Here is a 23,436-nt window from a genome sequence, read left to right on the forward strand (position 1 = left end):
GATGGTGAGCAACTGACCCCGGGTGCTCAACCAGGATTGCGCAGCAGACCGCGCGGTAGTTTGAAACCTTTGAAAGGTTGCTGGGTAATGGGATTGAACGCTTTTTCAGCATTCAACCGGTAGCGCATCACGCCATCGCCAGCTCGGAAGCTCAGGTCGACGCTGCTCTCGGTACGCCCATTGAGTACGCCTCGGCTGAGCAGGCGGAACATGGACCAGGGGCCGCGATACTCGAGGCTGCTGCTGCTGCCGCCTTGCCTGAGCAGCGTGAGGTTGTTGCGCACCTGCGGCCCAAGGGTATTGGGCCAGATCACTCCGATGATCTGGCGTGGTCCGTGGGTGTAGGAAATCAGCTGGCCATCGAGGTCGAGCAGGCTGGTGCGCTGGTTGGCACTGAGCCCCAGAGGCTCGATGCTGAACTGCACGCTGAGGTTGCCGCGAGGGTCGAAGAACGTCTCACGTATGCGATCGGCGGCGCCCAGCTGCTCGATGACATCCTCGCGAATCAGCGAAGTACCCTGCTGGTCCGAGCGCAGCGCCTCGAGATTGTCTTTCAGGAAGACCTTGAGGTACTGATCCTGAAACTGCTGCAACCGCCCTCTCGGCCCGAAGAAGGCCTCGAAGTCATCCAGCGAGGCATCGGGCGCTTTCACCACGAAGGGGTAGCGGCCCGCCAGGCGTTGCTGGAAGAAACTGTAAACCTCACTGTCCCAGCGCCGCTCAAGCTCCCGCAGGGCCTCAATGTTCAGTACCCGGGCGGTCTGCTCGGCGACCGCCCTTACCTGCTGCCTGACGGGTTCGGGCAGGCCGGTCGCGACACGCTGCAACACACCGATCGGGTCGGCGCCCTGCATCGAGAAACGCTGAAGCACCGCCCGCAGCGCCGCATCGCCCCGGTCCGGGCTGCCTTGCACCGTCCTGGCATAGTCGTGGACCGCCATGATCGCGCCTAGGGTTTCATCGTAATAACTGGGCTTCTCACCTTTCGCTTCGAGCATGGCGTTCAGGCCCGAAAATGCCCGGCTGATGCCGGTAACCTGCAATGGCTGCGGGCCGCCCGGCACGACATCGGCCACGTTGGGCGGTGCTGACAAAGGCTGGGTGAAGGTGTTGTCACGCACAGTTTCCAGCAGCCGTTGCAGCGGCGCCGCCGGCCCGGTGAGTTGCTCGAGGATTGTCACGGCATGGTCCAGATCGCGGAAGTCGGCGATGGCCAAGGCCTGCAACGCGCGTTGCCAGCTGGCGATATAGTCCGCGCTGTACAGGGCTCGGACCCGCTCGGTCAGGGCTTCGCGGTCGGCATCGGAGTAGTCCAGGGCCTTGCGCTCGCCCAGCGCCCACTGGTCGATCAAGGCCATATCGGTAATGTGCCGGCTCTGCGGCTCGAAATATTCGGTGAACCCTTTTGCCGTCAACAGGGGCGCCAGATAGAAGCCCTCTTTGGTGCGGTCGTCAAGCTGATAGACGACGTCGAATACCGGGCCCACCTGGTGGCGCAGGTCCAGGCCGTAAGGCAGCTGATTCAGAGCCCTCTGTTTGAGAGAGGCATACACCCGCTGCGGCAACGGCACCTTGCGCAAGGCCTGTTGGACTTTCTCGACGCGGGCATGGAATTGCGGCAGGTCGGCATCGGCATAGGCCAGGGCATACTGCAGATGCCGCATGAGGTCACGCTGTACCTGGCCTTGCCCGGGAAACGCCTGCTGCCAATAGCTCGCCATCCATTCCTCGACCCATTGCGGGCGACGGTTGTGGCGGTCTTCCAGCATGCGATAGACCCTGAGCGCAGCCATCTGCTGCTCACTGCCGGCTGGCGCGACATCCATTGCATCAACCACGCCGCTGGCCAGGGCGGGCAGGAAGCGCCGCGAAAGCAGGCTCAGGTACGCTTCGTCGACCCGGGGGCCGATGACCCGGCCCTGGTACAGACCGACATCCGCCACCAGCGGCCATGCAGAGCGATAATCGCCGAACACTGCAACAGCGTCGCGGATCTCGTCGAGTGGTTCCAGGAGGTTACGGCCAGTCGGGTCCATGCGCGGATCCACGGCCTGCTGGCTGAACGACCGGCTCTTGGCCAGCACGCCGGCCGACTTGCTACCGTTCAGCTCGAAGTAGCGGTGCCAGGTGCCGGTTGCCACGGCCAATGCCAGCACGCTCACAGCGGAACCGACCCATAACAACCGGCGTTTGCTTCGCGCAACTCGCACGTTGTCGCCGGCCAGGCCAGCTTCCTTGTAGACGACCTGCTGGAAGACTTGCTGGGCGAAATAGCTCTGGGCCGTTCCCTGACGCTTGCTCGCGCGTGGCGGCAGCACGGTATTGTAGGGTTGCGCAGCCTCGCGCACAAAGGCGTTACTGACCTCCCCCTGCTGCTGCACGGAGCACCAGAACACCCCGCGCACCAGCGGCGGCGTGGTGAAGCGGTCACTGACCAGCACTTCGCGAAGGAAACCGGTCAGGATCGGCCGCAGCCCGCCCAGTTGCGCGAGCAGTGACACGAGGGATGTGCGCTGGGCCAGACCGTCCACAAGCAGTAGCTGCTGCAGGGCCTGCGCCTGCAGCTGCATGATCAGGCGATCGTATTGCTCGACGAACTCATCCTGCCAGGCATCGAAATGGTTGAGCGCATCGAGCGTGAAGGTGAAGCCCAGCAACTGCTCACGCTGGGTCGGTGAAAGACGGTTGTAGAACGAGTCGAAGCCGTCCAGCAGGTCGAACTTGCTCAGAACCACATAGAGCGGCAACCGGGCACCCAACTGGCTGCTCACCTCATGCAACCGGGTGCGCAATGCATAGGCTAGCGCGGTACGTTGCTGCGGCGTCCCATGCAGCAACGCGGGTAGATCAACGACCAGCAAGAGGCCATTGAGCGCCCGGCGGCTGCGATTGCGCAGCAACCAGGCCAACAGGTCGCTCCAGAGCCTGGCCTGGGTGCCTGGTGGTACCTGCGCCGCCGGCCCCTGCCCGGTGTCCTGCTGTTGTGCATCAATGGCGTCGTGGACGATGAGATCGCCCGGCGGGTCGATGATCACTGCCTCATTGCTGACCCACCACCCTACCGCCAAGGCAGGTCGCTCAAGCTGCTGGCCACGCGCCTGGACATTGCCGATGCGCGTCAGAGAGAACCTTTGGTTGGTACCGTTGATGAAATCGCTCTTGCCAGCGCATTTATCGCCCAGTATCAGGTACCAGGGCTGGCGATACAGCGCCCGCCGTCCACCGGCGTTGCACAAGTAGATGGCCAAATGGCGGTCCAGCGCCTGTTGCTGGGCGTGAACAAATGGCAAGCATGGATCGGCCTGGGCTGCGGCGTCCTGGCGGCGTTCCGCTTGCAGGCCACGAAAGCGGTGGCGCAGTACAACGACCCAGCACAACAGCGGCACCAGGACCAGCACCAGGCTGGCCACGCTGCGGTGCGCGACACTGGCCAAGGGTTGTTGCTCGCGCCAGGTCCACTGCGGCCCCAGCCACCAGATGGCAACCAGCATCAACGATGCGCCCAATCCAAGCAGCAGCGGCATGGCAAGGCCGATTCGCATGACCAGCGGGACGCCCCAACGTTTGAATCGTTTCCAGAATTGACTCATGAAGATATCCAGTCCTTGTTCTGATCGGTCAGCTCAGCGTGAGCGCCGTACTGCTGAAGCCTCTGGAACACATGGGGTTCCCAGGCGTCCGCCGTGGTTTGCTGCATCGTCCGGGCGACACTGCTGCACAGGTCCTGGGCCAACCAGGAAACTCCGCGCGCCGCCAGCAGATCGGCGGCGATCAGCGTGCTGTGGCAGCGCTCGCGTGGTGCGCAAAAATCCGCCTGCAATGCCTGCAGGCGCAGCAGCACCGGCTCGATGCCTCCCGCTTCCAGCTGGTTAGCCAGCTCTTCACGAAGTGCCCGGAACTCAAGGGCAGGCGCGCCTGGGTCCGCCTGCCCTTGCGCGCCTTTGAGCCATGCCAGGCACGGCTCGTCGACGAACGCCGTGCCGTCGCTGAAGCACAAGCGCAGCAGGGCCGGAAGGCGCTGGACAAACCGGACGGTGGCGGCGCGAATGGCTTCGGCCACCTCGCCCATCGCCAGGCGCCTTGCTACCGAGGCCGCCAGGAAGCTGCCGCGGATCCAGTACGGCGAGGCCACCACGCTTTTTTCAATGCGCAACAGCAGCGCAAGATCCGTCGCGTTGCTGGCGATGGCATCCTCGTAGCTGCCAGCAATATCGGTCGGCACCGCCATCAGCTCGGTGCGATGGTCCTGCCTGGACATCGGTGCTGCCTTGATGGGCGCCCACAAGCCAACGCGGCGCAGCTGGTAGCCCGTGGGGTCGTAATGGTCCTGCTGGTTGATGAACTCGGCCATGTTCAACAGTGCCCGTCGGGTCTCACGCTCGCTGCCCAGGGACAGGTTGGCCGTGGGCGTAACGAAGGTGTCGGTCAGCGGCGGCGGGGGCGCTGGCCGAGGCGTGGCAACCGCGGCAGGGGCTCTTTCGGCGTTTGCGCCGGCACATGCCAGCCGCTTGCATAACTGCTGCTGCAACGCGTCGAGCAGACTTGGCTCCAGTTGCACCTTGTCCATCTGGCGCTGCAGACATTCCATTGCCTGGCGTGCCGCCGCTGCCTGAGTGGGACCGAAGGTCAAGCGGTCCAGACGCGGCAGCGCCTCCAGCAAACGATTGAGCACCAGCGCTACCAATTTGCGCTTGCCAGGAAAGCCTTTCGGACCGGGCTTTGGGTGTGCGCACTCCCAATAACGGTCGAGCACACCGGCAAGTAGCTCCGCCGTGAAGCCCCAGCGTGCCCAGCAACCGCTGCGCAACCATGCGGCACTCAGGTGCGCGACGATGCGCAGGTGCTTGCAGCGCTGGCTCAAATACTCGCGGGAAGCCTCCTCGATGTAAGGCCAATCGATGGTCGCTTCCTGCAAGCCGCCCAGCTTGACCATTTCCTGGTCGACCGCCTGATAGCTATCGTCCTCCACGTCGAACAGGCCCGCCGGTACTTCGGAGTCAATGGGCGCAAGCAGCCGCTCGATGTCCTGCGCCGACACCTCGGCTACCAGCGACATGTCTTTCGCGCCTGGTCGATCAGTGGATCCAGCCCCTGGGCATCGAAGATCAGCCCGTCGACTCCCGGCTCATCGCTGGTTACCTGTACCCGATGCGCACCGATCAGTTGCTTGATCTGTTCGATCGCCGGTAGTCCGCGGCCGGCATCGAGTACACGGCCGTTTTCCATCACTTGCCAAGCCGTTGCCGTGGTAGCGCCACGCTCACCCCGCAGTTGCACCTTGACGCGGTTGCCATGAAGCGGTTGCCCTGTGACCAGTTGCAGCCTGGAGATGTTCTGGATACAGCTGATCGCGAGATAGCTGCGTGGCTCGGCTGACGCAATCGCCGGTGCAGATATCACCAGCCACGGTTGCGCGGCGCCAGCATCCTCGCGTGAGCTGCCAAGCCGAAAAGCCAGGTCATCGACGGAGCGGTCGGCCTCGTTCGCCATCACCCGTGACACGCTTGGAGCGTCCTGCTCCGGTGCCGACCATGCCTGGCTGACCACCCGTGCAGGCGTGCCAGCGGCCTCGTCGAAGCAGGCCAGGCGCTCCAGATTGGATACCAGGCTTGGGCAGTCCCGTGCGGCAATGGCAGACGCCGATTGCAAAACGAACAGCAACGAAAGACCGGCGGCGTATGCACTGCGGGCAATCATCGTCAGCGAGTACTCCATCTGAAAGAGTGATGTTCAGCTTGCACTTTCAAGAAGTTCGCAACTTCAGGCGCAGCCAAGTTCACCGAAGACTATTCATGCCGGATGAAATATACAAATAAATATTTCCTTACACTTAAGCCCTCGACCAACAAGTAACTTCCTGCGCATGTTTTAAGAAGAGAGCATTTGGCATCAGCCATTCAATACAACACATTCGCTTTTTATAGGAAGACCCCTACAAAAACACCCAGGCATCACGGAAACGCCCTACAAATAACAAGCATCCACACCAATAACTTTTGCGAAACGCCTTACAAACAAAGCAGGAAGTTTAAACAAACATGCCAAAGAACATGAACTCCGTGGCACCGAAAGAACGCATCAATATCCGCTATGTTCCCGCTACAGGCGGCGAGCAGGCTGAAGTCGAACTGCCCCACAAGATGCTGGTCATCGGTGATTTCGGGCTGAAGGACAGCCGTGCACTCGAGGACCGGCCGGTCCTGCGGGTCGACAAGCATTCGTTCGACAGTGTGCTGGAAGACGCTCAGGTGAGCCTGAACCTGTCGATCCCCTCCCTGCTCGGCCAGGACGCCGACGCCGAGCTGGCCGTCAACCTGAAATTTGCCTCGATCAAGGACTTCGGGCCTGACCGGATCGCGCGCCAGGTACCGGAACTGAACCGGCTGATCGAGTTGCGCGAAGCGCTGGTGGCCCTCAAAGGCCCTTTGGGTAACGTCCCGGCGTTTCGCAGGCAGCTCCAGCAGTTGCTGAGTGACGATCATGCTCGCCAGCGACTGGCGCGGGAACTGGACCTGGTGCTCGACGCACCACAACAAGACTGAAGACAACGGAGCGTCAGCATGCCGACACAGAACAGCACGGCCGTCACAGCAGAAGTTTCATCCGAAGCGTTGGGCGAGGCTACGTTGCTCGACCAGATCATGGCGCAAACACTGCTGATGCCGACCCAGGAAGGCTATCAGGTCGCCCGGCAAGGCGTAGCCGCATTCATCACGCAGATTCTGCGCAGCGATGAGCCGGAGCAATCGATCAACAAGCATCGCGTCGACCAGATGATTGCCGAAGTCGATCGTGTGCTTGGCAGGCAGATGGACGCCATTCTCCACCAATCAGCGTTCCAGCAACTGGAGTCTGCCTGGCGTAGCCTCAAACTGCTGGTCGACCGCACGGACTTTCGCGAGAACATAAAGCTTGAGTTCCTGCACACCAACAAAGAAGAGTTGCTCGACGACTTCGAAAACGCTGCCGACATCACGTGCAGCGGTATCTACAAACATGTTTACACCGCCGGTTATGGCCAGTTCGGCGGAGAGCCGATTGCCGCCATGTTGGGAAACTACAGTTTCGGCCCGTCATCACCGGATATCAAACTGCTAAGTTACATGGCATCGGTCGGCGCCATGGCTCACGCGCCGTTCCTGGCAGCGCCAGCGCCGGAATTCTTCAACCTCAATAGTTTCGAAGACCTGCCTGACCTCAAAGAGATCAAGGACATCTTTGCCGGTCCCCGACATGCCAAGTGGCGGGCGTTCCGCGACAGCGAGGATGCTCGCCACACCGCATTGGTCGCGCCGCGCTTCATGCTGCGCCCGCCCTACCATCCCGAGGAACTGCCAACCGAGAGCTTCAGCTACCACGAGAACATGGACGCTCGCCACGGCAACTACCTGTGGGGCAATGCCGCGTTCCTGCTGGCCAGCTGTATCAATGACAGCTTTGCCCGCTACCGTTGGTGCCCGAACATCATAGGGCCGCAGTCGGGTGGTGCAGTGGAAGATCTGCCGGTGCACCTGTACGAGTCGCTGGGCCAGTTGCAGGCCAAGATCCCGACCGAAGTGCTGATCTCCGACCGCAAAGAGTATGAACTTGCCGAGGAAGGTTTCATCACCCTGACCATGCGCAAGGACAGCGACAACGCGGCGTTCTTTTCGGCCAACTCGGTGCAGAAACCCAAGACCTTTCCCAAGACCCCCGAAGGCCTGCAGGCCCAGACCAACTACAAGCTCGGCACCCAGCTGCCCTATCTGTTCGTCGTCAACCGCCTGGCGCATTACATCAAGGTCTTGCAACGCGAACAGATCGGCAGTTGGAAGGAGCGCCGCGACCTGGAGTCGGAGCTCAACAAGTGGATCAAGCAATACGTCGCCGACCAGGAAAACCCTTCGGCCGATGTACGCAGTCGTCGCCCGTTGCGCGCCGCCTCGATCGCAGTCTCGGATGTCGCCGGAGATCCGGGCTGGTATCAGGTCACCATCGCCGTGCGCCCGCATTTCAAATACATGGGCGCCAACTTCGAGATCTCGCTGGTCGGGCGGCTCGATACGCAATGAGCGGCCTGTTCGACCGCCTGACTGCCAGGCAGCCGACCCGTCGCGCGCTTTCTCGGCGAGAACAGGCTGGGCACAAGTTCGAGGTGATCAAACGCCATCTCGAGACATTGCTCAATGCCCGCCAGGGTTGCTCCCGGAGCAGCCCTGGCTTGGGTCTGCGAGATTTCAACGGATACGACTTGAGCACTGGAGATCGGGTGCGGCAGGTCAGCGATGACATCCGCCAGACCCTCCGGCGCTTCGAGCCGCGCATCCGGATCTGTGAATTGAAAGCCATGCCCGATGCCCATGCCCCACTCGAACTGCACTTGCGGCTCGATTGCCTGGTACAGGTGAACGATCACCCAGAACTGTTGCAGGTCGAGCTGCTGGTCAACGGCCTTAGCCGATACACCCGAGTAAGTTAACCATGTCATTAAAGGATCGATTCAATGAAGAGCTTCGCTACCTGCGCGAGTTGGGCGCGGATTTCGCCAAGGACAACCCGCAACTGGCGCGATTTCTAGGCAAGGACAGCGGCGACCCGGACGTGGAGCGGCTGCTCGAGGGCTTCGCGTTCCTGACTGCCAAGCTGCGATTGAAGCTTGAGGATGACCTGCCGGAACTGACCCACCCCATGCTGCAACTGCTCTGGCCCAATTACCTGCGCCCCCTGCCGAGCGCAACGATCATCCAGTTCACACCGGAAAAACAGGCGCTCAGCCAGTCACGCAGCATTCCCAGGGGTACACGGTTGTTCTCCATACCCGTGGATGGTATCACCTGCGAGTACCGAACCTGTACCGAGGTGAAGCTGCATCCTTTTGCCATCCACAACGTCCAGGCGACCCACACGCCGGCACAATCCGTGGTGCGCATCGACCTCGAGACACTGGTCGAGCGCCCGCTGATTACCTTGGGCTGCGAAAGCCTGGACGTTCACCTCAGTGGCGATGACCGCTGCGCGCAGACCCTGTACCTGTGGCTCGCCCAGTACCTGAAGCACATCAGCGTGACCATCAACGGCGAAGTCCGCCGGCTGCCGGCCAGCAGCCTGGCCTTTCCAGGCTTTCGACCCGAAGAAGCGTTGCTGCCCTACCCGCAGAATGTCTTCGACGGCTACCGGATCCTGCAGGAGTATTTGGTATTTCCTCAGCGCTTCCACTTCTTCACCCTGATCGGCCTGGGCGAGTGCTGGCCGGCCGATGGCAACGGTCAGGTAAGTATCGACTTCCATTTCAGTCGCCCACTGCCTGGCGCGATGGCCGTTGGCCTCGACGACTTCTGCCTGTTCTGCACGCCGGCGGTCAACCTGTTGCACTGCGGTGCCGAACCGATCGACCTGTCAGGTGAGCATCCGCACGCATTGTTGAAGCCAAACCGCAGCGCAGCGCACGGTTACGAAATCTTCAGTGTCGACCAGGTGATCAGTACGCGTACCATGGCCGATGGCGAGCCGGGCGAGCCGGGCGAGCCGCTGCGGGCCTTCCTGCCTTTCGAGTCGTTCGCTCATGAAATCGAGCACGCACAGGGCCGTACCACGCTGTATTACTGCTGCCAGCTCGAGGCGTCATTGCTTGACGATGGCGTGATCCACCGAATCGCTTTCGTACGCGCGGATACCAGCGTCTACCGCGGCACCCTGGAAACAGCCTCCATCGACCTGACCTGCACCAACCGCGACCTGCCTTTGGCGCTGAATGCCGGCGATATCTGTGTCATCAATGAATTCACTCCGCCGCTGACCACCTACCGCAACCTCCAGCGCCCGACCCGGCCGTGCCGCCCTGTCCTCGACGGCCAGTTGCAATGGGCGCTGATTTCCAACCTGTCGCTCAACTACCTGTCGCTGCTGTCGGCTGACCCGTTAAAGGCGGTCATCCGCGCCTATGACTTCGCCGCCCTGCATGACATCCAGCAGGCGCGCACTACGCGCAAGCGCCTGGATGCTATCCGTGAGGTGCAGACCGCGCCCCTGGACTGGCTGATCAGCGGGCAGCCCGTTCGCGGCCTGCACACCCGACTGCAACTCGACCAGCAGGGTTTTCTCTGCGAGGGCGACCTGTACCTCTTCAGTTGTGTGCTCGCACACTTCTTTGCCCTGTACGCCAGCATCAATTCCTTCCATCAGCTGGAAGTGACCAACACCACCAACAATGAGCACTACACATGGCCACCGCTGACCGGCAAACAGCCCCTGATCTAGCCGACTCGCTGCTCGCGCAAGCGCATCGCTACGATTTCTTCCAGTTGCTGGAGCATCTGCATGGCCTGCATGGTGACGACCTGGACGCCCGTTGGCCCGACGCTGCCACGCGCCTGCGGGTTCGCTTGGGTAGCGATCCACGGCTGCGCTTTCCAACCAGCGACGTGCTGAAGGCCGAGCGGATGCCCGGCCATGATAGTCGTTACCGAATCTGCACCACCTTCATGGGCATGCACGGCAGCGACTCGCCGCTGCCTACCTACTACCTGGAGCAGATCGCCCATGAACATGCCCAAAGTATTGGTGTACGCCCGGCATTCCTCGATTTCTTCAACCATTGTCTGCTTGGCCTGCTGCACCGTGCCTGGCGCAAGTACCGTTACTACATCCGCTTTCAACCTGGCGCCAACGATCAGTTTTCGCAATACGTGTTCGCGCTGACCGGCCTCAATGATCGGCAGTTGCGAGGCGACACCGCGCTGCCCTGGAGCCGCCTGCTCAGTTTTGCCGGTGTGATCGCCAGCCGCAGCCGTTCACCAGGCACCGTAGCCGGCATCATCGGCCACTGCTTCGACCTCACACAAGTTCACATTCGCGAGTTCGAGACGCGCTCGGTACTGACCGCCGCCGGCCAGTTGGTGTGCCTCGGCCGGGCCAACGGCGAGCTGGGGAACAGCTTCATGATCGGCAGCCGACCACGTACCCGCAGCAGCAAGTTCACGATCGTGATCGGCGAACTTGACCAGGCACAGTTGCGCGACCTGCTGCCCAGTGGCATTAACTTCGGCCGCTTGCGTGCATTGATCGACGTGCTGCTACGTGACGGGCTGGCGTACGACCTCGAACTGCGCCTCAAGCGCAACGTACTGACGTCGTTCTGCTTGCATCCTGGCCAGGGTGCCTGGCTGGGCTGGACCAGTTTCATCGATGACCGCCACGGGGTGATCAGCCCGGTGGTGCGTTTCAGGGGGCGAGCATGAGCGCTTTGACCCTGCACGTCAGCAACCTCGCACAACTACCGCTCAGTGTGAACCGTCAGCATCGGTTCGGCCGCGGCGGCGGCACCCTCGGCAGCCGGGGTGCAGACTGGCTCTTGATCGACCGGGACCTGAGCGTACAGCCCATCCACTGTGAAATCCGCTGGATGGAAGGCGGCTTCTGCGCCATCGACCATAGCGGCCGGACGTATCTGAATGGCAGCACACACGCGCTCGGGAACGGCCAGCCCATGCGCCTCAAGGATGGAGACATCCTGCAGGTCGGCACCTACCGGCTACGGGTCGACCTGCAACCGGAGCAGCTAAACCGGCTTTCGCTGGGGGAAGTCTTCCGTCCTTCGCAGACCGTGCACGAGGCCCTGGAAGCCAGCGCCTCGATCAGCCCAAGTGTCAACGCCATCGACACGTTCCCCCCCCTCACCATCGAGGTGTGCTCGGCATTCGACCCGCTCCCCGGGCGCGACCCCTTGGTTGCTCTCGATGCGAAATTGTCAGCTTGCCCTTCGGACCAGAACCCTCTGCAAGATCTCATTACAGGACCGCGACCATGCTCCAACGCCTGATGATCTGCGCTTTGCTGCTTGTGCTTACGGCCACCGCTGGCTGCACAGCCCTGGGCAAGATGGTCCAGGTGCTGAAAGACCCGTCCATCCCCGTGGGCGCGCCAGAAGATGTGCCGACCGAACTGGCCATGAGCATCCATGTCAGCCCTACGCTGAATGGAGTCACCGATGACAGCGAACCCGCTGAGGGAGCACCGGGCGCAGTCGAACCGAGCCCTTACACGGTGAACCTCAGCGCAGACGACCCGCATGAGCTCACCGAGAAAGTCGCCAGCCTGTACGGCTACCTGCAGGCTCAGTACCGCGAAGCAGCGCCGGCTGACGAGAGTGCGCTCGGGGACTACGAGCCACCTACAACAGCGTTCGATCGGCCCGATGCAGCGCCCGGCCACGGCCCCCAGCTCGCCAGCCCCATCGCCGTCAAGGTCCTGCAACTGCGGGACGACTCGCTGCTGCTCAACAGCGTTTACCAGCAGCTGGAACTTGACCCGGCCAAGGCGCTGCGCAGCACCTACATCCGCCATGACGATTACCTGCTGTCTCCCGGCCAGTTCAAGTTCGTGCCGTTCGAACCCATCCATGCCGACACCCGCTTCATTGCCGTGATCGCCGACTACCGCAGCGTGGAAAGTGCGACCTGGCAACAGGTGCTGCGCATCGTCCCTCGCGGCCGCCGGGTCGTGCTCGCACTGCACGTCCATGATGCGCAGATTGAGCTCAAGGAAGAGGACCGATGATCGATCAGCTGGCCTGCAATCCCCTCATCCCTGACATGGAGTGCCCATGAGTTCACGTAACCCTGTGCTATGGCCCGAAGGCCTGTTCGTCAAACCGCAGCACTTCCAGCAAGCGGCCCGGTCCAGCGAGGCAGCCCTGCACCAACGCCTGAGCAGCCTGAATGCCGCGTTCTATGGTTTCAGCGAACTGCAGTTGAACGATGAATACCTGTGCCTTGGCAAGGTCGCCATTACTCGGGCCAGGGGCATCATGCCCGACGGTACCGTCTTCGATATCCCCGGCGATCTGCCGCCACCGCCGCCTCTGGAGATCAGCGACGATGGTGCGCAGAACGGCGAGATCTATCTGTGCCTGCCGCTGCGCACCGACGGTGGCCGTGAAGTGAGCTGGCCGGACAGCGTGGCAAACCTGCGTTATGTCGCACACGCCCAGGAAATCAAGGACACCCACACGGCCGATGGCGACCTGACCCAGGTGCACCTCGCCGTGCCGAACCTGCAGTTGCGGCGGCAAGGCGAAGACAGCAGTGCCTATACTCGCCTCGCTCTGGCAAAGATCCTCGAGCGTCGCCCCGATGGCAGCCTGAAGCTGGACGAATCGTTCTACCCCACCAGCGTGTCCGTGGGGGCAATACCGGCGCTGAAGCGCTTCCTTGAAGAGATCAGCAACACCTTGCGTGAACGGGCGCGCAACCTGGCAGCGCGCATCGGCTCGTCGGGCCAGTCCGGCATCGCCGATATCCGCGACTTCAACCTGCTGCAGGCGCTTAACCGCTGGTGGCCGTGCTTCGCCCACCTGGCCCGGCAACCGCAGACCCACCCGGAGCAGCTCTATCTCTGCCTGAGCCAGGCCTGCGGTGAACTGGTGACCTTCACCGACGAGAATCGCCTGCCGCAGGAGTACCCGGCGTATCACCACAATGCCCTGCGCACTTCCTTCAAACCGCTGGAAGACACGCTGCGCCGCGCCCTGAGCACGGTGCTGCAGCCGCGTGCGGTGTCGTTGCCGCTGGAGACGCTCGACTGGGGCGTGATGACCACGACCCTGGAAGACCGCCGCCTGATCGACGAGGCCGACTTTGTCATCGCGGTGCGCGCCGACCAGCCGGTGGAATCGCTGCGCCAGATCTTCGTGCACACAGTCAAGGTCAGCGCGCTGGAAGCGATGAACGAGATGGTCCTGCATCATTTGCCGGGCATTACGCTGGTGGCCTTGCCTGTGGCCCCCCGCGACCTGCCCTTTCATGCCGGCTTCAGCTACTTCGAGCTGGACCGACGCAGCCCGGCCTGGGCTTCCATGAAGGACAGCCACGGGTTCGGCATCCACATCGGCGGGAAGATCCCGGGCCTTGAATTGCAGTTCTGGGCGATCAGGAGTGAATGAAGTGGACACACCGCCAACGAAACGTGAACCGCTGGAAACTGCGCTTCACCCTGCGAAATCCCGGGCTGCCGATGCCTATGAGGCTGATGCCGAGCATGTTTCTGCAGGCTACCCGGCAGACCCGGACTTCCAGCTTCGCGGCACTTTCCAGAACCCCATGATCGATGCCGCAATGCCGCTATTCGGCCTGGTGATGCGTCTGCGCACCCTGGACAGCCTGCCCAATATCCAGGAAGTGCACCATCAGGTGCGCACTCAGGTCGACAACATCGTCGAGGAAATGCGCCAGCGCGGGTATGAGCCCGCACAACTGCTGGCTTATTCCTATGCCCTGTGCCTGTACCTGGACGAGGCCGTGATGAGCCGCCCCTGGGGCAGCAATTCCTGTTGGAGCCAGGAGTCGCTCCTGAGCATTTTCCATCACGAGACCTGGGGCGGGGAGAAGATCTACACGGTGTTATCGCGCCTGATGCAGGAACCCCAGCGCTACATCGATGTGCTGGAGTTCCTGTACTTGTGTCTGTGCCTTGGTCTCAAGGGCAAATACGGCCTCGCGCCCAATGGCGATGAGGCGGTGAACGCCCTGCTCCAACAAATCAACAGGCTTATCCGGGAAGTACGTGGTCCGGTCCCGGAGCAGGTCTGCGATCCCCTGGCCAATGTCGCCCCGAGCGACTTTCGCATGCACCGCCAGTGGCCATGGTGGGGCCCGTTGCTGATCAGCGCCGTGGCCATGGCGGTGGTGTACGGAATTTACAGCTATCGCCTGCACCTGCTGACCACCGAAGTGCTGGAGTCGCTCAACGGCATTCTCCAGCAGTGATCTCTTTCCACGAATTGGCGAGACTCCGGGCTCGTTGACAAGCCCATCGATACCGATGGCCACGCCACTTGTGGTGCGCGTGTTTTATCCACTTGGATGCAGGAGAGACTGCTATGCCGACCCCAGCTTACATCGTCATTGAAGGCTCCACTCAAGGGCTGATTACTGCCAATGCATTTACAGAAGATTCAGTTGGAAACGTATACGTGGAGGGCCACGAAAACGAAATTCTCATACAAGAAATAAAGCATAGGGTAACCGTACCAACCGACCCTCAGAGCGGGCAGCCTGCGGGGCAGCGCGTTCACAAACCGTTCACTTTCACCTGCTCGCTGAACAAAGCTGTCCCGTTGTTGTATCAAGCGCTGGTAACCGGAGAGGTGCTGACGATGACGACTGTCCGGTGGTACCGCACATCCGCTGCTGGTATGCAGGAGCACTTCTTCACCACCGAGTTGGTTGACGCCATCATCGTCGATATCAACACAGTATTACCGCATGCACAGAATCAGGAGAACGCCAACTACACGCAACTCGTCGAAGTTTCGATGAGTTACCGCAAGATCAGTTGGGAGCATAAGGTTTCTGCGACCTCTGCTTCTGACGACTGGCGCAAGCCCCTGGAAACCGCAGTTTGACCTAAATGGCCGAAACCGGGCAGAGCCACTGTCCGGCTTCTGAAACTGACGGACTGCGGTTGGCTGCTAAGCGAAGCGCCGCCCGCGGACATTGCAGCACACCTGACCGCGCTGTGCCGTTTGCCAGAGGCATCCGGAGCGACATTGTTGCAATCCGTATACGAACTGCAGCAGCCCAACCACCCAATCATTGATCCATGTCGCTAGACTTCGCCTTTATCCCCTGACAAAGTAAGGAAAATCTCACGGACGAGGCCCACAATCCAGCAAGGCGATTCCATGGCGATCGATTCCGTTCTGCTCCGTGTGCTCCGGGCGTTCATCCCCTTCAACCAACGCCTGTTCCTGCGCCGCCTCACAAAGGAAGAGGTGAACCTCATCAGTTACTTCCGCACACTGCCCGAACGCGACCGGATCGCCGTGCGGTACATGTGCACGGCGATTCACAAAACCTCCCCCAAAACCTCTGGTTGAAGGCTCAGCCCAGCCTCAGGCCGCGCCATCCAATCCCATCTGCCAGAAGTCAGCTTCCAGCCGCGAAGCCTGGCCAAAGATCTGTGCCAGCTCGACAAACCGCTGCTCGGTCATGCTCCGCGCCGCCAGTTCATCCAGGTGCTTGCGCGCCGCCGCTGCCACGCCTTGGTAAGCCTCCCCGGCATACTCGCCAATCCACTCCCGATAGGGGTGATCGCTCAGGTCGCCAATGCGCTCCGCCAGCGTGCGGCCAATCTCGGCGTAACCAATCACACACGGCGCCAACGCCACATGCAGCTCAAGCAGATCACCCGCCGCGCCGCAGTCGAGCACATAACGGGTGTAAGCCACGGTCGCCTGGTGCTCAGGTGCAGCCTGGATATCGGCCTGCGACAGCCCCCAGCGCGCGCACAGGCGCAGGTGCAGTTCGGTCTCGTCGAGAATGGCCGCCAAGCCCGCCTGGGCAGCGCGGATATCCGCCGGCAGGCGGCTCTTGTAGGCAGCCAGAGCCCAGGCGCGGGCGAACTGGATGAGGAACAGGTAGTCCTGGATCAGATAGGTGCGGAAGGCGTCTTCCGACAAGGTGCCCTCGCCCATCTGGCGCACGAAGTCGTGGTCGACATAGCGGTTCCACTGCCCGGCCGTAGCAGCCTTCAAACGCTCGAAAATATCCATGCTCATGCCTCCTCGCGGTAGACGGCGTCGAAGAAGGCAAGCTCCAGCTCAACGGTACGTGTGTAGAAATCACTGGCCAATGCCGCCTCCTGGGGGCCGACCCGGTCCAGTTCGGCTTTGAGGAAGGCGACGAAATCGCAGAACGCCGGGTTGTCGTGCAGGGTGATCCATTCGGCGTAGACGAAGTTGGCTGGCAACGGCTTGGGTGCCTTGAGGGCCCAGTCCAGGTACAGGCCTTCGGCAACGTTCAGCACGGCCAGTGCGGCGGCGTAGGACCGGGTGGCCGCCGCCTCGCGCATGATGGCCTTGAAACCGGCGGTCGGTGCAGTGTCGGCGGGCTCGGCACGCTGCGCCGGGCTGACACCGAGGGCTTCGAACGCACGCAGGAAATAGGTGTTCTCGTCGCTGCAGATCATCCCGGCGAAGCGACCGAAGCGCAGGCGGGCCTCATAGGTGTCGGCGGTTGCGATGGCGGCGCCGAGCAAGGTCAGGAAGCTGTCGAGAAAGCGGTGGTCCTGGACCAGGTAGTTGACCATGATCGGGTCAGCCACGCTGCCCGCGCAGAGTTCGGTGACGAAGCGATGGCTGACGGCCGCCGACCAGGTCGGCTGGTTCTGGCGTTGCAGGGTTTCGCTGAAGCGTACGGTCATGGTGAGGCCTCGCAGTGAGGCCGGCAAAAGGCAGGTCGGCAGTCCCATCCCTTCGCCGGCATTATCCGGATCAGGTTCGAAGGGTCACCGCGCTGCAGCTGCCAGCGGTTTCTCAGCCCGTTGCCGGGCTCCCCTTGGTGGCCGTCATGTATACAGCGCTGAACAAGAATTGTCACCAGTGCGATCACCGCAGTTGGGTGCCGCTACACCCCAGTTTCGGGGGCCTACACCCGATCATTGACACTCTGTTATTTAACGCACCTCAGGCATCACAAAGGTTTGTTTAACAAAGTATTACCCAAGGCTCCGTTGGCACAGCCGTTGCTCAGGCCATAAAAACCCGGCAATACGCCATTGATGGCTCTCAGCCATTTAGCCGCGAGCGAGGCACCAGGCAATGAAAACACCTGCCGTGATCCACCCCACCAGCCACGCCTTCAGATTGTCCGCCGTGACCGCACTGATGCTCAGCCTCGGGCTGATCTCAGCCATGGCCGCCTCGCTGGATGATGTCAGCCAGCCGCCGCCGACAGACCCGTCGCACTATGATGACCAGCCGGCTGACCCCACGCCCGCGCTGCTGAACCTGTTCAACCTGCCGGAAGCCAACCAAGGCTCGCTGGAACTGCAAAACGGGGTTTACGGTGACCGTACCAGCAACCGCGTCGACAACGTGCTGCCGCCTGCGCTGCAGACGTCGCGCAATTACCCAACCAACGGCAAGCCGAGCCCGTTGTTCGGTGCGCAGCCTTTCACCCAGCAATTGCTGCTGTTCGAAGAATTCGGCCCGGAAAAACTCGACCCCAACCTGCCGCCACCAACGCTGACCTTCCCGGTTCCCACACTCGGCCCGGAACCTGCGCAAGACCCGAATGTGGTCGCTCGCAGCAGCCCCAACGGCAATGCCCTGGAAGCCTTCCTCAAGCAACCGGGCCTGTACCCGTACCCAACCCAGTACGCCAACACCCTGGACCGCAACCCGTGGAAAGCGCAGATCGAAATGTTCCTCAACCGTAATTCGGTCGGCTCGCCGGCAGAAGGCCGGCCACCAGGAAAAGGCTGGTCGCACCAGCGCTGGAACGAGTTCTACCCCCAGGCTGCGTTCAAGACCGCACAGGCAGGCGCACGCATCAACCAGGGGCTGCGTGACCGCAAGCAGCTGCACAATTATGCCGTCGGCGAGTTCGCGCCGGGTGGGCTGTATTACCAGACCTCGGACATCCCCAACACCCTCGGCACCACCAAGGGCATCGACACCCGCTTCCACCCGAACATGCCGCTGCAGAACCACAAGTCGCTGTGGACATTCGACGGTACCTTCCCGGCCAAGCTGCTGATGGTCCGCTATGGCCAGCCAGTGCTGATGCGCCACTACAACGCGCTGCCGATCGACCCGGCAGCCAACGCAGGCTTCGGCTTGCACACCATCTCCACCCACGAGCACAACGGTCACTCGCCGGCCGAAAGCGATGGCTTCGCCAACGCCTATTTCTTCCCAGGCCAGTACTACGACTATCGCTGGCCGATCCAGCTGGCCGGCTACGACACCATCAACACCCGTGCCGAAGACCCGCGCGCCGCCTTCCCCTGCTCGCCGGGTGAAACCCTGTTCGTCAACGACGCCAACCCAGGGCTCAAGACCTGCGAGAACGGCAGCATCAAGATCCGCGGCGACTGGCACGAAACCATGAGTACTCACTGGTTCCACGACCACATGCTCGATTTCACGGCGCAGAACGTCTACAAGGGCAACGCCGTGATGATGAACTACTACAGCGCCATCGACCGTGGCAACGAAGCACTGCAGGACGGCGTCAACCTGCGCTTCCCCAGCGGTGCGGGGATGCCCTGGGGCAATCGCGACTACGACGTCAACCTGGTGATCGCCGACAAGGCCTGGGATCAGAACGGCCAGCTGTGGTTCAACCCGTTCAACACCGATGGCTTCCTCGGCGACCAGGTGCTGGTCAACTGGCAGTACCAGCCCAAGCTCAAGGTCCGCGCCCGCAGCTATCGCTTCCGCATCCTCAACGGCTCGGTGTCGCGCTACTTCAAGTTTGCCGTGGTGCGTGAAGTTGCCGGCAACAGTGGCGAGTTCAAGGGCCCTCCCGGCTCCAACGTGTCCTACGCCCGCGTGCCATTCCACATGATCGCCAATGACGGCAACATCATGGAACACGCCGTGCCGTTCGACGGCACCATGGACCTCAACGGCGACGGCAAGACCGACGACAACAACGGCATCCTGCCGCTGCAAGGCATCGCCGAGCGCTACGACATCATCATCAACTTCGCCAAGAGCGGGATCAAGGTCGGCGACAAGCTGTACATCGTCAACATCATGGAGCATGAAACCGGCAAGGGTCCGAAACAGGCCATCCCGCTGGCCGACGTGCTGTCCGAGAAGTACAAGGCCGTGATCAAGCAGACCAGCAACGGCCCGCAGTGGGACAACGGTGACCCGGTGGTGGGCAAGGTCATGCAACTGGTCGTGCAGCCCTACAGCGGCCAGGACCTGAGCATGGATCCGACGGCCTATGAACCGGCCAAGCCGGGCAAGGCCGAAGGCCTGAAGATGATCCCGCTGGTGATCGATCGCAATGCCGTGGCCGACCAGGCCAGGATCAAGGCCGCCCGACACCGCGAGTTCACCTTCGGTCGCTCCGATGGCACCGACACGACCCCCTGGACCATCAAGACCGACGGTGGCTTCGGCTACAGCATGGACCCGCGGCGCATCTCTGCGGCAGCGCAGCTGTCCAGCGAAGCGACCCAGGCCGGTTTCAGCGGCGACGGGACCCTGGAAGTGTGGAAGATCAAGAACGGCGGCAGCGGCTGGAGCCACCCGGTGCATGTGCACTTCGAGGAGGGCGTGATCCTCAGCCGTGACGGCAAGGCGCCGCCGGAATGGGAAAAATGGGCACGCAAGGACGTCTACCGCATCGGCCCGGACGCTGACTCCTCGGCAGAAGTGGAAATGGCCATTCACTTCCGTGAGTTCGCCGGCACCTACATGGAGCACTGCCACAACACCCAGCACGAAGACAACTCGATGCTGTTGCGCTGGGACATCGAGCACCCGGGCCAGTTCCAGGTGATGCCGACCCCGCTGCCGGGTTGGGATGGCGTGCAGTACATGGCGTCGGTGGGCCTGCCAACCTTCCGCACCGCCAGCAATACCAGCACCGACACCGCCAACAAGCCACCGGTGGCCAACAACGACAGCGCCGCGACCACGGCCGGCAAGCCGATCGTGATCAATGTGCTGGCCAATGACACCGACCCCGAAGGCAACCTGCCGCTGACCATCAGGGACCTCAGCCAGCCGGACTCCGGCAAGGGTACGGTCAGCACCGATGGCACCACCGTGACCTACAACCCGCCGGCCACGGTCGACACGCCATTCACCGCCAGCTTTGCCTACACGGCGCGTGATGCCAAAGGTGCCGATTCGCTGACCCAGGCCACGGTCAGTGTCGCGGTAAGCCCTGCCGTAGCAGCGGACCAGGTCCAAGTCAGCAGCGCCGTCGTGCAGGTACGCAGCAACAACCGTTACACCTGGGACATCTCCGGCACCACCTCGGTGGCCAGCGGCAACAGCATCAGCGTGACCGCAGCCACCACCAGTGGCCCGCTGAACCTGGGCACGGCGACGCTGACGGCGGCAGGCAGCGGGGCCCGCTGGCGGTTGTCGGTGACCACTACCGGCAGCGGCCCGGCGACACCGGCGACGATCACCGTGAAGTCGGCACTGGGGCAAAGCGTGACGGCGCCAATCAGCATCAAGTGACTGTTCCATTGAAAGGGGGCCGCCTTGCGGCCCCGGCTGCCTCATCACTGGAGGAATGACATCATGGCCCTGTCATGGCGTGTTCTGCTTGCCCTCACCCTGTTCGCTGCCGGTACTCACTACTGGCCGATCAAGCCAGCTGAATCGGCGCAGTCGCCAGCATCGGCCGGGGCTGCCACACCGTGGGGCTCCAGCTACTTTCCCAATACCCCGCTGGTCACCCAGGACGGCAAGACGGTGCGCTTCTTCGACGACCTGATCAAGGACAAGGTGGTGGCGATCAACTTCATCTTCACTGGCTGTTCCGATTCCTGCCCCGTGGAAACGGCGCGGCTGCGCCAGGTGCAGAAGATCCTCGGTGACCGGGTGGGCAAGGACATCTTTCTCTACTCCATCAGCATCGACCCCTACAACGACACCCCCGCCACCCTCAAACGCTATGCCGAGAAATTCGGCATCGGCCCCGGCTGGACGCTGCTGACCGGCGAACCCGAAGCCATCGAACAACTGCGCCGGCGCCTGGGCCTGTACATCGAAGGCCTTGAGAACGGGCGTTCCAGGGACCACAACCTGAGCCTGATCATCGGCAACCAGGCCACAGGCCGCTGGATGAAGGCTTCACCGTTCGAAAGCCCGTACATCCTCGCCGACCGCCTGGGTAACAGCTTGCACAACTGGAAACAGGCCAGTGCCACGACCAACGACTACGCCAGCGCACCGCAGATCCGCCCGCCCAGCAGTGGCGAACAGATCTTCCGCACCCGCTGCTCTTCGTGCCACACCGTGGGCAATACCGAACCCGGCCAACCCGGCATCGGCCCTGACCTGCTCGGTGTCACCCAGCAACGCGACCCAAGCTGGCTGCTACGCTGGCTGAAGGAACCGGACCAGATGCTGGCCGAGAAGGAACCGCTGGCCACCCTGCTCTATGAACAGTACAACCGCCTGGCCATGCCCAACATGCGGCTGGGCGATACCGAGATCACCGCGCTGATCACTTACCTGCAGGAAGAAACGGCGCGCATACAGGCGCCCCTGGCGGATCGGGGCACTCCTTGAACGAGCTGGAGACGCTGAGCTTTACACCCCCCTGGGGCAATGGCATGAGCGTCAATCAGCGCGTCCATCACAGGCGACTCTGGTCATGGGCCAATGAAACATTGGCACAATGCTCCAGCCTGACGCGCAGCGTAGCTTGCCTGCCTACAGGCCCCTTGATCAGCGTCGAGATCAAGGCCGCCGCCCTCGGCTGGGCAGACTCTGCCAATGCCAGGTACCGTGTTACAACGACATTGACACTGAATGCCGACGGCTTTTTTCGAAGCGTTCAGCGGTTTGTGGCGCAGCGCCAGACACGGGCAATGTCACCGGCCCGCGCTCGCAACAATTGTCCGGCGTCAGCGCAAGCCTGCTCCAAGGTCATCGGCCCGCTGGCCAGCGCGAACGCGGCGTCGATCCCGTGGGCATAGAGTTGTTCATAGCCTTCGCCCAAGGTCCCCGCCAGCACCACCACCGGCACCCCGTGACGCTTGGCCACCCGCGCCACACCCATGGGGGTCTTGCCGCGCAGAGTCTGGGCGTCGAAGCGCCCTTCCCCGGTGATCACCAGGTCGGCACCTTGCACCAGCGCGTCCAGGCCGGCCAGTTCGGCGACCACTTCCACGCCTGGACGGAAGCGCGCGCCCATGAAGGCCTTGGCGGCAAAGCCCATTCCGCCTGCCGCGCCGCAACCCGGGAAATCGCGCACGTCTTCACCCAGCAGCTGCGCACAGTGGTCGGCGAAATGGCCAAGCGCCCGGTCCAGGGCCTGCACTTGCTCCGGGCTGGCGCCCTTCTGCGGGCCGAAGATCGCCGAGGCGCCATTGACGCCACACAGCGGGTTGTCGACATCGGCTGCCACCTCAACCTGCACCTGGGCCAGGCGCGGGTCCAAGCCACTGGCATCGATTCGGGCCAGCCGCGCCAGGGCCAGCCCTCCCTCTTCCAGCGCCTGCCCATCGGCATCCAGCAGGCGCAGGCCCAGGGCGCGCAGCATGCCGCTGCCGCCATCGTTGGTGGCACTGCCGCCGATGGCCAGGACGATACGTTGCGCCCCGGCCGCCAGCGCCGCGGCGATCAGCTCGCCTGTGCCCCAGGTGCTGCTGCGGCAGGCATCGCGCTGGCCATTGGGCACCAGCTGGATACCGCTGGCCTGGGCCATCTCGATCACTGCGGTGCGGCTGTCTGCGAGCCAGCCCCAGCCGGCTTCGACCTGCTGCCCCAGCGGCCCACGCACGGTCAGGCGACGCAGTTCGCCATGGCTGGCAGCGACGATCGCCTGCAGGGTGCCTTCGCCGCCATCGGCCATCGGGCATTCGACCAGTTCGGCGGCGGGCAACGCCTCGCTCAAGCCCAGGGCGATGGCACGGGCGACACCGGCAGCGTCGAGGCTGTCCTTGAACGAGTCGGGGGCGATGACGATTTTCATG

General features: G+C 62.5%; 19 protein-coding genes and 1 riboswitch. Of the genes, 13 read left to right on the top strand and 6 right to left on the bottom strand.

Features of this window, described 5'->3' with window-relative positions:
* Window positions 1-26: 26 nt before the first annotated feature.
* From tssM to vasI, 3 genes are read right to left on the bottom strand one after another with little or no spacing between them, the layout of a single operon-like run.
* Entirely contained in the window at window positions 27-3,590 is a 3,564-nt protein-coding gene (gene tssM / locus L6D64_RS08090; RefSeq protein ID WP_176506278.1) for a type VI secretion system membrane subunit TssM, read from the bottom strand.
* Window positions 3,587-5,056: a type VI secretion system protein TssA gene (tssA, locus tag L6D64_RS08095; protein ID WP_176506279.1), complete on the bottom strand. Its 1,470-nt coding sequence runs from the start codon at window positions 5,054-5,056 to the stop codon at window positions 3,587-3,589. Before tssA ends, tssM begins: the two co-directional genes overlap by 4 nt.
* A complete protein-coding gene (gene vasI / locus L6D64_RS08100) occupies window positions 5,044-5,697 on the bottom strand; it encodes a type VI secretion system-associated protein VasI (RefSeq protein ID WP_176506280.1) in 654 nt (217 codons plus the stop codon). Before vasI ends, tssA begins: the two co-directional genes overlap by 13 nt.
* A 341-nt stretch (window positions 5,698-6,038) precedes the next feature.
* Here vasI and tssB point away from each other — a divergent pair, with 341 nt between their 5' ends.
* The 11 genes from tssB to L6D64_RS08155 all read left to right on the top strand — a co-directional run bounded on the left by tssB (window position 6,039) and on the right by L6D64_RS08155 (window position 15,853).
* The gene (tssB, locus tag L6D64_RS08105) at window positions 6,039-6,542 is read left to right on the top strand and encodes a type VI secretion system contractile sheath small subunit (protein ID WP_176506281.1); all 504 of its coding nucleotides are present in this window, start codon (window positions 6,039-6,041) and stop codon (window positions 6,540-6,542) included.
* A gap of 18 nt (window positions 6,543-6,560) precedes the next feature.
* Entirely contained in the window at window positions 6,561-8,051 is a 1,491-nt protein-coding gene (gene tssC, locus L6D64_RS08110; RefSeq protein ID WP_176506282.1) for a type VI secretion system contractile sheath large subunit, read from the top strand.
* Window positions 8,048-8,458 carry a type VI secretion system baseplate subunit TssE gene (gene tssE / locus L6D64_RS08115; protein WP_176506283.1) on the top strand — a complete coding sequence of 137 codons (411 nt, stop codon included), beginning with the start codon at window positions 8,048-8,050 and terminating at the stop codon, window positions 8,456-8,458. The genes tssC and tssE overlap by 4 nt, the downstream gene beginning before the upstream one ends.
* Before the next feature lie 2 nt (window positions 8,459-8,460).
* Window positions 8,461-10,236: a type VI secretion system baseplate subunit TssF gene (gene tssF, locus L6D64_RS08120; protein ID WP_176506284.1), complete on the top strand. Its 1,776-nt coding sequence runs from the start codon at window positions 8,461-8,463 to the stop codon at window positions 10,234-10,236.
* Complete coding sequence (gene tssG / locus L6D64_RS08125) at window positions 10,200-11,216, top strand: type VI secretion system baseplate subunit TssG (RefSeq protein ID WP_176506285.1); 1,017 nt, start codon at window positions 10,200-10,202, stop codon at window positions 11,214-11,216. Before tssF ends, tssG begins: the two co-directional genes overlap by 37 nt.
* A complete protein-coding gene (locus tag L6D64_RS08130) occupies window positions 11,213-11,797 on the top strand; it encodes an FHA domain-containing protein (RefSeq protein WP_176506286.1) in 585 nt (194 codons plus the stop codon). Before tssG ends, L6D64_RS08130 begins: the two co-directional genes overlap by 4 nt.
* Window positions 11,782-12,534 carry a type VI secretion system lipoprotein TssJ gene (tssJ, locus tag L6D64_RS08135; protein ID WP_176506287.1) on the top strand — a complete coding sequence of 251 codons (753 nt, stop codon included), beginning with the start codon at window positions 11,782-11,784 and terminating at the stop codon, window positions 12,532-12,534. Before L6D64_RS08130 ends, tssJ begins: the two co-directional genes overlap by 16 nt.
* A gap of 46 nt (window positions 12,535-12,580) precedes the next feature.
* Window positions 12,581-13,918: a type VI secretion system baseplate subunit TssK gene (gene tssK / locus L6D64_RS08140; RefSeq protein ID WP_176506288.1), complete on the top strand. Its 1,338-nt coding sequence runs from the start codon at window positions 12,581-12,583 to the stop codon at window positions 13,916-13,918.
* 31 nt (window positions 13,919-13,949) lie between these two features.
* The gene (gene icmH, locus L6D64_RS08145; RefSeq protein ID WP_371870288.1) at window positions 13,950-14,741 is read left to right on the top strand and encodes a type IVB secretion system protein IcmH/DotU; all 792 of its coding nucleotides are present in this window, start codon (window positions 13,950-13,952) and stop codon (window positions 14,739-14,741) included.
* 113 nt (window positions 14,742-14,854) lie between these two features.
* Window positions 14,855-15,379 (top strand): Hcp family type VI secretion system effector, encoded by a 525-nt coding sequence (locus tag L6D64_RS08150; protein ID WP_176506289.1) that lies wholly within the window; start codon window positions 14,855-14,857, stop codon window positions 15,377-15,379.
* Between the two features lie 279 nt (window positions 15,380-15,658).
* A complete protein-coding gene (locus L6D64_RS08155; protein WP_176506290.1) occupies window positions 15,659-15,853 on the top strand; it encodes a hypothetical protein in 195 nt (64 codons plus the stop codon).
* A 15-nt stretch (window positions 15,854-15,868) separates the two neighbouring features.
* Here the strand turns inward: L6D64_RS08155 and tenA are convergent, their stop codons facing one another.
* Both tenA and L6D64_RS08165 read right to left on the bottom strand, forming a co-directional pair.
* Window positions 15,869-16,534, bottom strand: a complete 666-nt coding sequence (gene tenA / locus L6D64_RS08160; RefSeq protein WP_176506291.1) for a thiaminase II — start codon at window positions 16,532-16,534, stop codon at window positions 15,869-15,871.
* On the bottom strand, window positions 16,531-17,178 hold the full coding sequence (locus L6D64_RS08165) for a TenA family protein (RefSeq protein WP_176506292.1): 648 nt from the start codon (window positions 17,176-17,178) through the stop codon (window positions 16,531-16,533). The genes tenA and L6D64_RS08165 overlap by 4 nt, the downstream gene beginning before the upstream one ends.
* A gap of 30 nt (window positions 17,179-17,208) precedes the next feature.
* Window positions 17,209-17,323, bottom strand: a riboswitch (TPP riboswitch).
* 252 nt (window positions 17,324-17,575) lie between these two features.
* On the opposite strand from L6D64_RS08165, the gene L6D64_RS08170 reads away from it, so the two are divergent.
* Window positions 17,576-20,968: an Ig-like domain-containing protein gene (locus L6D64_RS08170; RefSeq protein WP_176506293.1), complete on the top strand. Its 3,393-nt coding sequence runs from the start codon at window positions 17,576-17,578 to the stop codon at window positions 20,966-20,968.
* Window positions 20,969-21,031: 63 nt separating this feature from the next.
* Window positions 21,032-22,027 carry an SCO family protein gene (locus L6D64_RS08175; RefSeq protein ID WP_176506294.1) on the top strand — a complete coding sequence of 332 codons (996 nt, stop codon included), beginning with the start codon at window positions 21,032-21,034 and terminating at the stop codon, window positions 22,025-22,027.
* A 268-nt stretch (window positions 22,028-22,295) separates the two neighbouring features.
* On the opposite strand, the gene L6D64_RS08180 is transcribed toward L6D64_RS08175, so the two are convergent.
* Window positions 22,296-23,435, bottom strand: coding sequence for a glycerate kinase (locus L6D64_RS08180; protein WP_176506295.1), 1,140 nt, complete (start codon window positions 23,433-23,435; stop codon window positions 22,296-22,298).
* Window position 23,436 lies beyond the last annotated feature (1 nt).

It is taken from the genome of Pseudomonas urethralis (genome assembly GCF_021602465.1).
In the GTDB taxonomy this organism is placed as follows: domain Bacteria; phylum Pseudomonadota; class Gammaproteobacteria; order Pseudomonadales; family Pseudomonadaceae; genus Aquipseudomonas; species Aquipseudomonas vlassakiae.